The sequence below is a fragment of the Collibacillus ludicampi genome (genome assembly GCF_023705585.1).
In the GTDB taxonomy this organism is placed as follows: Bacteria; Bacillota; Bacilli; order Tumebacillales; family BOQE01; genus Collibacillus; species Collibacillus ludicampi.
Map to the genome: position 1 here is coordinate 2,380,685 of NZ_BOQE01000001.1, position 15,729 is coordinate 2,396,413.

Here is a 15,729-nt window from a genome sequence, read left to right on the forward strand (position 1 = left end):
AAGTGAGGATTTGTTGTCAGTCATGGAGTAAAAGCCGGCAATTCATTCGCGTCATTCGTGAGTATGGGGAGAGAATGAATTCCCGGTTTTTACTTCATTCGTGATTCCGTCGATGACTGGAAGCCATAAAGTGAAAACGGTCCCTTTTCCCAATTCGCTTTCGACTGAAATCTTGCCCTGATGAAGTTCGACAAGCTGTTTTACAATAGCCAATCCTAACCCGGATCCTTTATTGTTCTTGGAACGCACGCGATCTCCTTTGAAAAACCTTTCCCAAATTCGCTCTAAATCGTTTTGGGGAATTCCCATTCCCGTATCCGCAACCTGCACTTTCACATATTTACCATCCGGAACAGCCATCATTTTGATTGTTCCTTGATCTGTGAATTTAACGGCGTTGTGTAAGAGATTCTTGAGAATCTGAACCACACGATGTCTGTCAGCATAAATTTGGGGAAGATCGTCCAAAACATGAATCTCGATGGATGTTTGTTTCTCGTCTGCCTCATGATGGAAGAGAAAAGCCACTTTTTTGATGACCTCTCTCAAGTCAACAGCCGTTTTGAACAAAGATACTTCCTTTTTCTCGAGCTTGATCAGATCCATGAGATCATCGATCAGACAACTCATCTGTAAAGTCTCTTGATACATGATTTGGAAATATTTCTGCCTTTCATCTTCACCCTCGATCAAGCCGTCTTGCAGCGCTTCCAAGAATCCTTGGATTGCGACTTGGCAGCTTGCTTGTCGTCATCCGACTTGGCAGCTTGCTTGTCATCATCCGACTTGGCAGCTTGCTTGTCGTCATCCGACTTGGCAGCTTGCTTGTCCTCATCCGACTTGGCAGCTTGCTTGTCATCATCCGACTTGGCAGCTTGCTTGTCATCATCCGACTTGGTAGCTTGTTTGTCGTCATCCGACTTGAGAGTTTGTTGATCGTCTTTGTCATGAGCGACCTCACGAACGACCGCGCCTTTACCAGGACCTCCTGGTAAGGAAGTAGCAACTTCGGACACTCTCTGTCCGTGATTGATTTTCACATGAAAATGATCCTTATCGAAATGGTTTGTATGCTCTTCTTGTACAGAGGCTACAATTTTAGCATGAGAGACCGGTTCACTGGTTGAAGCCATTGCTGCAGTGCCGAAAACTGCGGATGTCGCAAGGGAACTCAGTACAGTAAGGGGAATCCATTTTTTCTGATTCATTTTCAAATCAATCTCCTCCTTAACTTTTAAATTTAATCTCTTGCTCGCCTTTAAGTCTAAAAGAAAAAAGTAACCAATCTATGAGAACGATGGGAACTTTTCTTAAAAAACTATTAAAAAAATATGAATGGATCATAAAATCACATCTTTAACTTTAACAATTTTATGTTATAATACTTTAAAGCTTTTTAGTATATGGTTGTACTTAATTTAAATTGATCAACAGGAGTTAAGCTTTTCCGGGCATAAACCAATCGGTCGGTAGTGTGTTTGGAATGCATCCTACGGAATGAGAATCAATCTCTTTAACGAAATTGGAGTAGAAAAAGCCAACAGAAAGGTGTCGTTCGTGATCATGAATCATGGAAAGCAAGAGCTTGCACGTCAATTAAAATCGCGTCATATCATGATGATCGCTTTAGGCGGGGCGATCGGTGCCGGCATATTTAAAGGAAGCAGCAGTTCTATTTCCCTTGCCGGCCCTGGAGTCATCTTCGCTTATATATGGGGAGGGCTGCTCTTATTATTTGTCATGCAAGGATTAGCGGAGATGGCGGTACAGAATCCGCAAGCCCGGACGTTTCGAGAATTGATTGAACCGATTTTAGGGCGTTTCACGGGATATACACTCGGCTGGATTTATTGGTTGAACTGGGTACTCGTCATGTCTGCCGAGACGGCTGCGTCGGCAGTGTTTCTGCAGTACTGGTTTGCGGATGTTCCTCTTTGGGTTCTATCTTTAATCGTATCGATTGCGATTACCTTTTTGAATCTCTTTCAAGTAAATATATTCGGGGAGACAGAATACTGGTTGGCAGGTATCAAAGTCACTGTTTTATCCTTGTTTATTATCTTAGGCGGGGTTTTGCTTTTTGAGGGACTTGGCGATCATCCTGCCGTAGGTTTCAGCCATCTGACCAGTCACGGTGGGTTTTTCCCGCATGGTTTCACAGGTCTGGCAACTTCCATGCTTGTCGTGATGTTTTCATTCGGCGGGACAGAAATGATTGGGATGACATTAGGTGAAACGGAAAATCCGGAAAAAGTAATTCCGCGGGCTTCCCGTGGTGTGATCTACCGAGTCTTGCTGTTTTATGTCCTACCGATTCTTGTCATCGTGAGCCTCGTGCCGTGGGATCAGGTTTCTGCAGCGGGCAGCCCTTTTGTAACCGTTTTTCAGGCGATCGGTATCCCCTACGTTGGGGGCCTGATGAACTTCGTTATGTTAACGGCCGTTTTATCTGCTACCAATACGGGTATGTACGCTGCATCGCGCATGCTCTACACACAGGCGCTCGATCGACAAGCACCGCGCTTCTTCGGCGTTCTCTCGAAACGGAAAGTTCCGGTACGCGCTCTGCTTGCCAGTACCTCTTTCCTTTATGTAGGGGTCATTGTAGCCTTTTTTGCAAAAGGGCACACATTCGATTACCTTATGATCATCCCGGGCTACACTGTAATGGCGACTTGGATCGTGCTTTTACTAGCCCATCTCTTCAGCCATAAAAAAGGAATGAAAGTGAAAGGGTATACTTTCAAAGGTTTTCCCGTTATCACTGCGTTCGCGCTCTTCTTTATGCTCTTGATTTTTGCCGGGGTGATCTTGACATCTCCACTGTTTGGTACACTCTTTTTCTTCCTGGCATTGTTGATCATCATCGTAAGTTACCGTTTGCAACAAAGAGCATCTTTCATGAGAGTCAAACGTCTTTAAGGGAATTTGGGTGATACAAAAGAAATCCACCAAGAAACAAAGGTGGATTTCTTTCCTATTTTATTTAAACCATCCGAGGATAATTGATGCAATACCTGCCGCGATCAAAGGTCCCACGGGGACTCCTTTGAGAAAGGAGACTCCAATAATAGTACCGATCATAATGCTTGCTACCATCAAAGGATTCGAACTTAACAAGCTGAGTCCACGGCCGCCGAGGTATGCAACAAATATCCCGACGATCAGACCGAAGATCGTTGAGGGATGCGTAAATACTTTAATCATCTGATCCCATCCGATTTTTCCCGAAGCGATAGGCGCCAACACACCGATCGTCAAGATTATGATTCCCACTTGCAAACCGTACTTCTCAAGCAGGGGAATATAACGATCAAGATGAATGAGCCGTAATACTAACAAAATACTTACCGCAATTGCGACAGATTCGTTATTTCCCAAAATTCCAATAGCGAGTAAGAGTAATAAAATGACATTCACCGTATCCATAGAGAGTGTAACATTCCTTTTTCTGAAAATGTTTTGGTTACATTGTAATAGGTCTCAAGAAAATTGTAAAAGTATGCTGTTTGGATTCCATGGCAAACTGTAAAAACTCCTGGTGGACCAGGAGTTTCATCATGATGTGATATTATTGTAACCCCGCTTGTTCCTTGTCCAGTAATTTTCCGCTACGGAAAGTCAGTTTTGCATACGAGTTCGGCGATTCACCTTTATATTGATAGGTAACGGTGTACAAAGGATCGTCAGGATTCCCGGACTTTGAAACGATATCCCCTGGTCCCCCCACGAGGGAGAATACCTCATTCAAGGTCATTCCGTGTTTAAGCCGATCGAAAATCTGTTTGTCGATCACGGGTTGCGATTTCTTTTGCACTTCTGATTTTACAGGATTTTGTGAAGATGGAGTTGCTTGTTCCTGTTGATGAGAGGGTTCTTGTTTTGTTTGATCTGACGTATCCTTTTGTTGGTTTGCTGCATTCGTACTGGTGCTCGCCGACGGTTCTTGCTGTTTGGAGCTGCATCCGGTCGCACCAATGATGAGAACAGCGAGAGTCCAGATCCACCATTTTGGAATTGGATTTTTCTTCTTTTCTAACATGACATCCTCTCCTTTATTTTTAGTTAACCATAAGGAGTGGATGGGAGCAAGGAATTTACTGGTTAACTGGGTCTATTCACATGCGAACGTACTTTGTTGTATACACGCTTGAGGATCGTGAAATACTGTGGGCAAATTGTATCGTATGATTCATGAAGTGGAAATGATGAATGATGACAAAATAAATTAATGTAACATATAATTTAAATACAATTGTATTCTCGCTTGAAGAAATGGCATGTCAATGACGATTGGATGACTCCTACTCCATCAATGGAAAGGTAGGAGTTTGTTTTTGTTAACATTGGAGTCCAACGAATGTAATGGGGGAGCCCATATGAAGAGATTTGTTCACAGTACAGAAGTGAAGAAGGCTACGTATGATGCTTTGGCAAGCCGCGGCGTAACGATTGAGGAAATTGCGAAACTCACTCTATTTCTACAATCCCCATACATACCTGATTTAACTTTGGATGAATGTATCCAAAATGTCCAGAAGGTATTGGAAAAAAGAGAAGTACAAAATGCTGTTCTCACAGGTATCGAATTGGATGTTCTTGCTGAAAAGAAAGGCCTTTCAACACCGCTCCAAGATATCGTGGAGGCGGATGAAAGTTTATATGGGATCGACGAGGTTTTGGCCTTATCCATTCTCAATATATACGGAAGCATCGGTTACACGAATTACGGGTATATTGATAAACTAAAACATGGAATTTTGCAAACTCTCAACGATAAATCAACAGGGAAAGTTCATACGTTCCTGGATGATCTGGTAGGCGCAATTGCTGCCGCAGCGGCGAGCAGGCTGGCGCATCATTACCGCGCCAAGGTTGAGCAAAATATGGATGATCAAGCGTAAACGGGCATGTGTTTTCTATCAGCACACATTGAAAAGATCTTCAAGGATGACGGCTACTTTTAAAATGAGTGCTTGGGTGGGTGTATCTCTTTGCGCTTGGGTTCGATGAAGGTCTTGCGGGCATATGCTTGGCGTTCATGCTCCGTGGAGGTCGTTTCAGCGGTTATATGCATTGCGCTCATGCTCCGTGAAGGTCGTCTCGCATGGAATCATAATCATATGTTGCGAGACGACCTTCAAAGTCGCTATTACGCGCAATGCATATACCCTTTTACATTCGAAAGGAAGCGAGACGACCTTCAAAGTCGCTGTTTCACGCCAAGCATATGCCCTTTAACGTCCTAGAGTAAGCGGAACGACCTTCCACTCACCTCTGCGCTGCAAAGCGATACAACCCACCCAAAAGATACTCCGTTGCATTAGGCAGCTTAAATCTCTCTTCCTGCACAAGAAACTTTTCATCCTCTGATGGCGCTGTTTTCGGCATGAATGGCTATCATGAGGGTGAATGGCAAAATATACACCCGTTTGATTGCTTTCAGAGGCGACCGCGAGCCATAAGCTTTCGGGCTTCTCTAATTGTTCGCTTATCACAATTTTTCGAAAAGGGACTAGCAACGATCGTTCGACCCGAAGAGACGGATCTTCTCGCGGACGACTTCTTTGATCGCTTCACGCGCGGGTCCGAGAATCTTGCGCGGATCATATACTTTCGCATTGTTGTTCAAAATTTCGCGAACTTTCGCTGTAAATGCGATTTGATTCTCTGTATTCACATTGATTTTGGATACGCCAAGCGAGATCGCTTTGCGGATATCTTCATCCGGAATGCCGCTGCCTCCGTGCAATACGAGAGGTACACCCGTGAGATCACGGATTTTGGCGAGGCGGTCAAAGTCGAGTTCCGGTTTTCCTTTGTACGGACCATGTGCGGAACCGATCGCTGGCGCCAACGCATCGATTCCCGTTTCTTGTACAAGGCGTTGCGCTTCCTCCGGAATCGCGAGGGAAGCCTCTCGCTCATCGACAGTCAAGTCATCTTCCGTACCGCCGATTCGGCCAAGCTCGCCTTCCACATCGATGCCGAGCACATGACACGCATCCACAACCTGCTTGGTCTTGGCGATGTTTTCTTCCAGCGGATAGTGGGATGCGTCGATCATGATGGATGAGAAACCGGCGCGGATACATTTGAGCACGACTTGATAAGAGGAACCGTGATCGAGATGCAGGATCACAGGTACACTCGCTTTCTCGGCAGCCGCTTTCGCCATCGTCACCGTGTATTCGAGACCCATATATTTCATGGCACCTTCCGATACACCGAGAATCACGGGGGATCGTTCTTCTTCCGCTACTTCGACGATCGCTTGCAGAAACTCCAGGTTGTTCACGTTAAATTGGCCAACGGCGTACCCATTCTTGAGTCCATCGGTCAGTACTTCTTTAAATGATGCGAATCCCATTTTAGTCTCCTCCTTAATTCTCGCGCGTTTCAGAGTGTTTACCCACACTTTAACACTCGTCATCTCGCTGACTATCTTTTACTAATTTGAAAACTAGTGCTTGGGTGGGTGTATCGCTTTGCGCTTGGGTTCGATGAAGGTCGTCCCGCCTGGATTCTTAATAGAGGTTGCGGAACGACCTTCCACTCACCTCTGCGCTGCAAAGCGATACAACCCACCCAAAAGATACTCCGTTGCATTAGGCAGCTTAAATCTCTCTTCCCGCACAAGAAACTTTTCATCCTCTGATGGCGCCGCTTGCGACATGGGGGACTATCTAGGAAAGTACAAATGGCGGCTCAAGTAATTTGTACTTTCCGGATGTCAAAAAAGTCTTCTGGTATTCGTTCTTGCTTCGTTGATTGCGCTTCGATGGAAGTTTTTTGTGAATCGAAGGTATTACCTGATTTTTAATAATCTTATTGTAATAATTCGGGACATTTTTGGCAATCTATGGTCAAAAAATGTCCCGGATAAAGAATAGAAAAGCGGTCGGTTTATACCGACATCGCTTGAATATTCTTTACATGTCTTTGTTTCATTTCCAAGAGAAAGCTCCGCGTTTCCTCATGCATGCCAAATGAAAGAGCGTCATTAATTTTGCGGGCAACCCACGCTTGCCCCTTGTTTAAAAGCGAAATCTTGTCTTCGAACGAGGGTTGCGCTTTTACTTTTTCCAAGAATGTGCCCGTTTTCTTACTGGGGGTTCCCCCCTCTCTGCGCACCGCTTCGATCAGACCGGAGCAGCTCCAAGCTTCGTCTTTTTTGATGTCTTTCATTCGTTCTTCATAGACAGTGGAAGGGTATATACGTAATAGGTAATCCAGAGTTTCGACACCCGCTTTTTCTGCTTCCAATAACTGATTTAATATATGAATGAGTTCGTCATTCTCCCGGCATGTGAAACATAAAATATGGCTTGAATCGAGCACTATTCCATGTAAGAATCCGTCCGAACAATATACTTCTTTTGTACAGCGGATGCACCGTCCCACCGCTTCCCGCATACGTCATTCCTCCCATTTTCGTTGTGATTTCATTATATGACTTGTATCGATCATACCGAAGTTTATTTTCACAAGAATGTTTTCATGTGCCGAGGACTTCTTGTTAGAGACAAGCAAAATGTCTAACAATAAGAACAAAACTGTTGGATCAAGAAAAAAAGATCCTTTGATTTCGAAAAGGAGCGATAGAAGGATGCATTCGTTAATCTTAGGACATCGTGGCGCGAGCGGACATGCACCGGAAAACACGTTAGCTTCTTTCCGTTTGGCATTTCAGTATGGGGCCGATGGGGTGGAATTTGATGTACATGTGAGCAAAGAGGGGGCGTTGGTGGTCTGCCACGACCCGCGTGTGGATCGTACGACAGACGGAAGCGGAGAGATTCGCGCGATGAATCTTTCCCAGATCAAGAAACTGGACGCCGGATCCTGGTACGGAAAGGATTTCACGGGGGAGCGTATGCCTACATTGCAGGAGGTGTTTGCGATCGCTCCTTTTGAATCCATACTCAATATCGAAGTGAAAAAAGGGGTTCATGGTTTGTATCCTCTGGAGAAGCCTCTGGCGAGTGCCATTCTTTCTTCCGGGCGCCTGAATCAGATTATCGTCTCTTCTTTCGAAACCAAATACTTAATCAATTTGCACCAGGTGTGTCCGCAATTGCGTTTAGGGCTATTGATCCATCCTGAGGAACTATTTTCCTTTTCCTTCGATACATTACCGTCCATCCCGTTATATTCTTTACACCCGTATTTTGCCTTCCTCAATGAAGAATGGGTGAAGAAAGCTCGGCAAAAAGGGTATCGTATCTTCACCTGGACAGCCAACGACAAAAAGGATATTGAATACTGCGTACACCTCGGATGTGACGGAATCATTACGAATTATCCGGATCGGCGGCCGTAACGGGCATCCATGTTTCCGAAAGGCAAAAGAAATTCAGTGATGATTCGCGTTTTGCTGCGTCGAGAGCCGCTTGATTGAGGTTTTTTTACAAATCCTTTGGATTTTATTAATTTTTGATTCATCAGCAACCGTTAGAATGGGGGCAACAGGAGATCCAAGGGAGATGAGAGTTGATGAGAAATCGAGACCAGTCCTGCGGGACGATGATTGTTGAAGGAACACGCGTGGCTTATATTTGTGGTTCACCAGAGTTCTTGCAGGAATTGTCAAAATGTGATGTTCTCTACCTATTGCGAACCGATGAGCAGCCCGTTTCTTATCTTGAACCTGGATCCAATCGCCTGACGTTGGCACAGTGTGTACAACGCGGCGGAATCGCTTTGGAAATCACGGATCAGATCCGGCAACAATGCATGGAATCCGTGCGACTCAACAACTGACCCTCATTGTTATCGGCGGGATTTATCCATAGAGATAGTCCTGGTTGACTTTTTTACAGATACAGAACAAATGCAGAAGGACTCGTGCAGTGATCGAGTCCTTCTGCATTTGTTCAGAGAAAATTATGTTATTTTTATGTCAAATAATATTACATGTAATGATGATCACGAATGAGTGAGAAATAACCGTTAAATAGCCAAAGAAAACGCTCTAGATATGAAATAGCTTCAAATGTTCCTCTTTTTCAAGTTTTGCCATATACATTGCGATCCGTTATTATGAAGTAAACAATATGTTAATATTGCTGACATAACGGTGGTTGTATCGCTAAGAATATTTTCGTACTCTCAATTTTGTGTAATTAAAATTAACCTGATAAATGGAAGAGGGGGAATCGTGATGGGATTGTTATACGATCTTGCTGAAAAAATTCGCGAAGCCAAAAGCCGGAGTGAAAACAAAGTGAAATCTTTCACGATCAAGGAGAGTGATACGGATGATCGGAGCGAGAGTTATCAAAACGTCTCTGGCAGTGTCTCTCTCCGTGCTGACGGCCAGAACTCTTGATCTTCACACGCCTCTCTTTGCGGGTATTGTTTCTGTCTTGTCGGTACAACCTTCAATCATCCGTTCATTCCGTCTTGGGATTCAACAAACGATGAGTGCAGCCATTGGATCAGTTCTCGGCGCTTTGACGATGTATTCGTTCGGTACCTCTTGTTTTGTCGTGGGGCTCGTCACACTTATCCTCATGGTGTTGCACGTAAAGTTTCGCCGGGCAAACATGCTGTTGATTTCTGTGGTGAGTGCAATAAATACGATGGGGGCTGCCGATCTCACTTTCCTCGAAGCGGCAGGGAATGAGGTATCACTTGTATTGATCGGTGTAGGGATCGGTACACTTGTCAATTGTCTTCACAAGCCGAAGCATCAAGAAAGAGCGGAAGATTTGATTCAACAGTCAGAAGCGATGTTGCGGGCTCTCCTCCATTTTATGTGCCTCAGCTTCAAAGAGCAAGAGATTACTTCTTATCCCATCATGCGAGAACAGATTGATCAGGTGAGAGAGTATATAGAGAGGGGGAAAGAAATTTCTCGATTGATGATTGAAGACGAGAAAATTGTGAATTTCTCCGGGAAAAATACGCTCATGATTTTTCGGACTTTGGAAAGCTGTGTTGAACGCATTCGGGATATGTCCAAAGCGCTTCAAGGAACTGCCTGTCTTCCTGCGGAACTTGCATTCTCAGAAAAGGCGATTGCACTTCTGGTCAAGATGCAAGAACGAAAGTTTCTTGGAAGAAGCGCGCATATGGATGTTATGGGCAAGATCCTGGAAAAAAGAAGAAAAAGCATGTGGACTCAACAAAAGGGGGAGGAATATTTCGAGAGCAAGTTGGCGTTCTATAATTTTTACGGGTTTTTACACGAATATCTCAAGATGATCGATTCGGTATGACTCATCCCTAGATGAAGCAAACAATTCTGTGTCAATAAATATGAACATGGTTTCGTGAGAGTTGGTTCGCGGAATGGTTGTTGATTTAAAATGATTCCATGATATCTGCAGAAAAATGATGAAAAACCGCTTTCATCGTGAAGGATTGAAGCGAAAATTCATGTTATATATACTATACATCTCTTGTAAAAAATACTGACATTATATATAGTTTAAGTATCACAACAAACATGGATGTCAACGGCGACATCTAAGCGGCAAAGAAGCCTCTGTCAAGTTGAAAGTGACAGGGGCTTTTCTGTTTTTTCACCCGCTCATCGATGGGCGACCTTTCCAAAATATGTCGCAAAAAAGGAGGGGGGTATATGCACAACCTGTATCATGCATTTCAATCGAAAGTCGATCGGGGTCCGGTAGAAAAAACGATACAGACGCATTGCTGTTATTGCAGTATGCAGTGTGCGATCAACAATCTGGTGGATGTGAGTACAGAACAAATTATCGGCGTACAAGGGAGAAAGGATTTCCCCGTGACATTCGGTCGTTTATGCCAAAAGGGAATCACGGCACATGAGCATGTTCGCCACAAGGATCGACTCGTGACCCCGTTGATCAGGCGGAATGGAAAACTTTCCCCTTGCTCTTGGGATGAAGCGCTTGATGAAATAAGCTCCCGCATTCAAAAGATTCAACATCGAAATGGCTATGATGCCGTCGGGGTATACGGGGGAGGCTCGTTAACGAACGAAAAAGCATATTTACTGGGAAAGTTTGCACGCGTGGCTTTACGGACAAGAAACATCGATTACAACGGGCGTTACTGCATGTCGTCGGCTGCCGCGGCGATGAATAAAGCGTTCGGCTTGGATCGAGGATTAACCTTTCCGCTTGAGGATATTCCCGATGCGATGTGCATTCTGATCGTTGGATCGAACCTTGCGGAGTGTTAACCAACGATCATGCCTTATATCCGGCAAGCGCAAAAGAATGCCGGAAAAGTGATCGTCATTGATCCGCGGAAAACCCCGACAGCCAAAAGTGCCGACCTATACGTTCCGATTCGCCCGGGGACAGACTGGATTCTGATGAATGGGATTCTTCATATCATGATCCGCGAAGGATGGATCGACCCGGCATTTATCGATCAACGTACGCGTGGCTACGAACAAGTGAAAGAGACTGTCACTTTGTTTGATCCCGTTTATGTCTCTGAGCGTACGGATGTACCGGAAGAAAAGATTTTTCAGATTGCGGAATGGTATGGCAAGGCTAACACCGGCATCATTTTGACGGCCCGAGGGATTGAGCAGCAGACCAACGGCGTGAAGAATGTGCTAGCATGTATCAATCTTGCTTTAGCGTCAGGGAAAATCGGGCGTCCGGGTTGCGGTTTCGGTGCGGTTACCGGGCAAGCCAACGGACAGGGAGGGCGTGAACACGGTCAAAAGTCGGATCAACTTCCGGGATATCGCTCGATTGAGAACGCGGAACACCGCGCTCATATCGCGAACATTTGGGGCATCGACGAAATGGATCTCCCGCGAAAGGGTTCTTCCGCTTTTGAGATGATCGGTGACATTGCATCCGGAGAAATTCGGGGAATGTTTGTTCTCGCTTCCAATCCGGTCGTATCAAGCCCGCATAAAGGGTTTGTCAAAGAGGCGTTCTCACTGCTGGATACGCTGATCGTAGTGGATATCTTTCACACGGAAACAACCGCTATGGCGGATATCGTTCTACCCGGGTCTGCTTTCACCGAAGATGAAGGGACTGTAACAAATCTGGAAGGACGCGTGATTTATCGGCATGCCGTACAGAATCCTCCTGGACATGCGCGGAGAGACTGGGAGATCTTGTGTGAGATCGCCGCACGGTTGGGAAAAAAAGATTCCTTCAATTATGCTTCCGTTGAGCAAATTTTTCAGGAATTGCGCCGGGCTAGCGGCGGGGGGATCGCTGATTATTACGGGATCACATATGAACGGATTCGGAAGGAAAAAGGAGTGTTTTGGCCGTGCCCGTCTGAAGATCATCCGGGCAGTCCGCGTGTCTTTACGGAACGGTTTGCCCATCCGGATGGTAAAGCGGTCTTCCATAAGGTTACGCACGATGAAGCGGATGAAGAAGAGAAGGATTTAGATTTTCTCTACCTCACAACAGGAAGGGTGATCCATCACTATTTAACAGGGGTACAGACCCGGCGGACGGTCTCTTCAAATGCAAAATGCAAGGAACCTTATGTGGAAGTTCATCCGCTGACGGCTTCAAAGTTTGGGCTTTCCGAGAATGAACTCGCCGAAATCAAAACGTCTTTCGGGAGAATGGTTTGCAAAGTGAAATTGACAACCGATATTCGTCCGGATACCCTCTTTGTTCCTTTTCATTGGGAAGGGGAACAATCCGTGAATCAAGTAGTCGCGTCTCATTTGGATCCTGTTTCCAAAATGCCGGGGTTTAAAAGGACGCTGGCAACTCTGCAAAAATACGAAGAGGTGGTTACGAATGACGGGTAATTTCAAAAAATTTTCACAAAGTGGACATTTGCCGACATTGTTTAGTTCTTTTTTGTATTTCGATGTAAGTTTCATGCTTTGGGTGATTATTGTTGTGGCGGCAGGGAGTTTTTTTCGGCCGATCGGTGGATACCTGGCAGACCGTGTCGGGGGTATGAAACTGCTCACAGGATTATTCTTATTGATTGCTCTTGCCTTTATGGGATTGGGGCAACTTCCGCCATTCCCAGTAACACTGTTACTCTTGATCGTTGTCATGCTCTCGCTTGGAATGGGAAATGGTGCTGTCTTTCAAGTGGTTCCCCTGCTATTTCCCAAGCAGATCGGTGTCATCACAGGGCTCGTTGGAGCATGTGGAGGAATTGGCGGATTCTTTCTTCCGATCATCTTGGGGACGCTGAAAGACACATTCGGGTTCTTCGGAGCGGGTTTCGTAACGCTTGGCGGCGTTGTTGCAATCGCCTTTCTTGTAGCATTGCGCCTCAGAGGCCGCATCAAGCGTTTGTTAACTTCTGCAGTTGAAGCTTAATCAGAAAGGATGGAATCATATGAAAAAACGTAAGCTTGTGTTAATCGGTAATGGAATGGCCGGAGTACGTTGTGTCGAGGAGATTCTAAAACTGGCTCCAGACGCATTCGATATCACCATCTTCGGGGCCGAGCCTCACCCGAATTACAATCGTATTCAATTATCTGCTGTACTTGCCGGTGATGTGGATCTGCATGACATCGTGCTCAACGATTGGGAGTGGTATGCGAAACATCAAATTCGATTGTATGCAGGTCATACAGTCACACAAATTGATACAACACGAAAATGCGTTTATACGAAGAAGGGGATTTGCGCTGAATACGATGAATTGATCCTCGCAACAGGTTCTTTGCCGTTCATACTGCCGATACCGGGTGTGGATAAAGAAGGGGTCATCGCGTTTCGGGATATCAAAGACTGTGAAACGATGATCGAAGCTGCAAAACTTTACCAGAAGGCTATCGTCATTGGAGGCGGGTTATTGGGCTTGGAAGCGGCGAGAGGCTTGCTCAATCTTTCGATGGACGTGAGTGTCGTACACATTTTCGATAACCTGATGGAGCGGCAGTTAGATCGTGTTGCTTCAAAAATGCTGCAAGCCGAATTGGAAAAGCAGGGAATGAGATTCCTGCTCGAGAAACAAACAGAAGAAATTATCGGGGACACACGCGTGAAAGGAGTTCGTTTTAAAGACGGGACGATCGAGGAAGCCGATCTGGTAGTGATGGCGGTGGGAATTCGTCCAAATGTTTCGTTGGCAAAAGAGAGTGGCATCGAAGTCAACAGAGGAATCGTAGTGGATGATTATCTGGAGACAAATATACCGAATATTTACGCGGTTGGAGAATGTGCGGAACATCGTGGGATTGTTTACGGGTTGGTAGCCCCCCTTTTCGAACAAGGAGCGGTTTTGGCAAAGCGTTTGTGCGGCGTTAATACCGAACCGTATCAAGGCTCCGTTGTTTCCACGAAATTAAAAATCTCGGGGGTTGACGTCTTTTCAATGGGAGAGTTTATAGATACCGCAGATACACGGGCGATATGTGTACATGACGAATATTCCGGAATATATAAAAAGGTGCTCGTGCAAAACAACAAGATCGTTGGCGCTGTTTTATTCGGAGATACGAGTGACGGGACACGCCTTTTTCGGATGATGAGGGATGGGACTGATATCAGGGAATTGCAAAGAGTGAGCCTCTTCGAATCGGCAGTCGGAGCAGCAGCAGAGGGCGTCTGTGCTGTCGCATCGATGGCTGATGATGAAATCGTGTGCGGGTGCAATGGAGTGTCCAAAGGCGTGATCGCGAAAGCGATCAGAGATCAGGGGCTTCAGACTGTGGAACAGATCAAAGCGTGCACAGGCGCCTCGCGTTCTTGCGGGGGATGCAAACCGCTTGTTGAGCAGTTGTTGGAGCACGTTCTTGGCGAGAAATATGATCCTTCAAAACAGAAGGAACCGATTTGCTCTTGTACGACGTTGAGCCGTGACGAATTGATCGAAGAAATACGCGCCAAAAAGCTGACACACCTGAAAGAGGTTATGCATGTTTTGGGGTGGAAAGTGGAAGAAGGGTGTTCCAAGTGCAGGCCTGCATTGAATTATTATTTAAGCATGATTTGGCCTTTGGACTATGAAGATGAGAGAGAATCCCGGTTGGTGAATGAACGGATGCATGCGAATATTCAGAAGGACGGAACCTACTCGGTTGTCCCTCGGATCTATGGCGGGGTGACCACACCGCAAGAACTGAAGAGGATTGCGGAAGTAGCCGAAAAATATCAAGTGCCGATGGTGAAGATAACTGGCGGACAACGCATCGACCTGCTCGGCGTCAAAAAAAAGATTTGCCGCTAGTGTGGAGAGATTTGGATATGCCGTCAGGGTATGCATACGCAAAGGCGATACGTACGGTGAAAACATGCGTGGGAAGTGAGTTTTGTCGCTTTGGTACTCAGAATTCGATTCAGATGGGGATCGCGATGGAAAAGAAATTCGAAGGGTTGAATACACCGGCCAAAGTGAAAATGGCAGTATCCGCATGTCCGCGTAACTGTGCGGAATCAGGGATTAAAGATTTAGGAGTCATAGGAATCGACGGCGGATGGGAGATTTATATCGGAGGCAATGGCGGAGTGAAACTCCGGGCGGCAGATCTCTTGTGCAAAGTAAAAAGTAGTGAAGAGGTTTTGGAAATAACAGGTGCGTACTTGCAGTATTACAGAGAAACGGCCAAATACGGCGAACGCACATCGGAATGGGTGGAACGAATCGGTTTGGAGACGATACGTCAGGTCTTGTTAGATCAGGAAAATCGCCGTCAATTCAATGAGCGTGTCGAATTGGCCCTTTCCAGACGCAAAGATCCTTGGAAAGAAGCGATTGAAGATCAAACCGTTCGCGCGATATATGAGGAGTTGCCTGTGTTGGCTGTTGCCGAGTGAATCATGTGAACAGAGA

12 protein-coding genes and 2 pseudogenes are annotated in these 15,729 nt (G+C 45.6%); 8 read left to right on the forward strand and 6 right to left on the reverse strand.

Annotated elements, in window-relative coordinates:
• Positions 1 to 51 precede the first annotated feature (51 nt).
• Positions 52 to 714: a sensor histidine kinase gene (locus tag DNHGIG_RS12005; RefSeq protein WP_282199802.1), complete on the reverse strand. Its 663-nt coding sequence runs from the start codon at positions 712 to 714 to the stop codon at positions 52 to 54.
• Positions 690 to 1,214 carry a hypothetical protein gene (locus DNHGIG_RS12010; protein ID WP_282199803.1) on the reverse strand — a complete coding sequence of 175 codons (525 nt, stop codon included), beginning with the start codon at positions 1,212 to 1,214 and terminating at the stop codon, positions 690 to 692. Before DNHGIG_RS12010 ends, DNHGIG_RS12005 begins: the two co-directional genes overlap by 25 nt.
• Before the next feature lie 349 nt (positions 1,215 to 1,563).
• Between DNHGIG_RS12010 and DNHGIG_RS12015 the strand changes: the two genes are divergently transcribed.
• Positions 1,564 to 2,922: an amino acid permease gene (locus DNHGIG_RS12015; protein WP_282199804.1), complete on the forward strand. Its 1,359-nt coding sequence runs from the start codon at positions 1,564 to 1,566 to the stop codon at positions 2,920 to 2,922.
• A gap of 60 nt (positions 2,923 to 2,982) precedes the next feature.
• On the opposite strand, the gene DNHGIG_RS12020 is transcribed toward DNHGIG_RS12015, so the two are convergent.
• Both DNHGIG_RS12020 and DNHGIG_RS12025 read right to left on the reverse strand, forming a co-directional pair.
• On the reverse strand, positions 2,983 to 3,429 hold the full coding sequence (locus DNHGIG_RS12020; protein ID WP_282199805.1) for a DUF441 domain-containing protein: 447 nt from the start codon (positions 3,427 to 3,429) through the stop codon (positions 2,983 to 2,985).
• 142 nt (positions 3,430 to 3,571) lie between these two features.
• Complete coding sequence (locus DNHGIG_RS12025; protein ID WP_282199806.1) at positions 3,572 to 4,042, reverse strand: DUF3862 domain-containing protein; 471 nt, start codon at positions 4,040 to 4,042, stop codon at positions 3,572 to 3,574.
• Positions 4,043 to 4,379: 337 nt separating this feature from the next.
• Here DNHGIG_RS12025 and DNHGIG_RS12030 point away from each other — a divergent pair, with 337 nt between their 5' ends.
• Entirely contained in the window at positions 4,380 to 4,904 is a 525-nt protein-coding gene (locus DNHGIG_RS12030; RefSeq protein ID WP_282199807.1) for a phosphatidylglycerophosphatase A family protein, read from the forward strand.
• Between the two features lie 611 nt (positions 4,905 to 5,515).
• Here the strand turns inward: DNHGIG_RS12030 and DNHGIG_RS12035 are convergent.
• Together DNHGIG_RS12035 and DNHGIG_RS12040 are read right to left on the reverse strand one after the other, a co-directional pair.
• On the reverse strand, positions 5,516 to 6,370 hold the full coding sequence (locus tag DNHGIG_RS12035) for a class II fructose-1,6-bisphosphate aldolase (RefSeq protein ID WP_282199808.1): 855 nt from the start codon (positions 6,368 to 6,370) through the stop codon (positions 5,516 to 5,518).
• Positions 6,371 to 6,906: 536 nt separating this feature from the next.
• Entirely contained in the window at positions 6,907 to 7,416 is a 510-nt protein-coding gene (locus DNHGIG_RS12040) for a DUF6306 domain-containing protein (RefSeq protein ID WP_282199809.1), read from the reverse strand.
• Positions 7,417 to 7,609: 193 nt separating this feature from the next.
• On the opposite strand from DNHGIG_RS12040, the gene DNHGIG_RS12045 reads away from it, so the two are divergent.
• The 6 genes and pseudogenes from DNHGIG_RS12045 to nirB all read left to right on the forward strand — a co-directional run bounded on the left by DNHGIG_RS12045 (position 7,610) and on the right by nirB (position 15,713).
• Complete coding sequence (locus DNHGIG_RS12045; RefSeq protein ID WP_282199810.1) at positions 7,610 to 8,323, forward strand: glycerophosphodiester phosphodiesterase; 714 nt, start codon at positions 7,610 to 7,612, stop codon at positions 8,321 to 8,323.
• A 173-nt stretch (positions 8,324 to 8,496) separates the two neighbouring features.
• Positions 8,497 to 8,763 (forward strand): hypothetical protein, encoded by a 267-nt coding sequence (locus tag DNHGIG_RS12050; protein WP_282199811.1) that lies wholly within the window; start codon positions 8,497 to 8,499, stop codon positions 8,761 to 8,763.
• Positions 8,764 to 9,260: 497 nt separating this feature from the next.
• A complete protein-coding gene (locus DNHGIG_RS12055) occupies positions 9,261 to 10,223 on the forward strand; it encodes an FUSC family protein (RefSeq protein WP_282199812.1) in 963 nt (320 codons plus the stop codon).
• Between the two features lie 365 nt (positions 10,224 to 10,588).
• Positions 10,589 to 12,736, forward strand: a pseudogene (locus DNHGIG_RS12060) (molybdopterin oxidoreductase family protein).
• Positions 12,726 to 13,265 carry an MFS transporter gene (locus tag DNHGIG_RS12070; protein WP_282199813.1) on the forward strand — a complete coding sequence of 180 codons (540 nt, stop codon included), beginning with the start codon at positions 12,726 to 12,728 and terminating at the stop codon, positions 13,263 to 13,265. Before DNHGIG_RS12060 ends, DNHGIG_RS12070 begins: the two are co-directional and overlap by 11 nt.
• A 19-nt stretch (positions 13,266 to 13,284) precedes the next feature.
• Positions 13,285 to 15,713: pseudogene (gene nirB / locus DNHGIG_RS12075) on the forward strand (nitrite reductase large subunit NirB).
• The last annotated feature ends 16 nt before the right edge of the window (positions 15,714 to 15,729 follow it).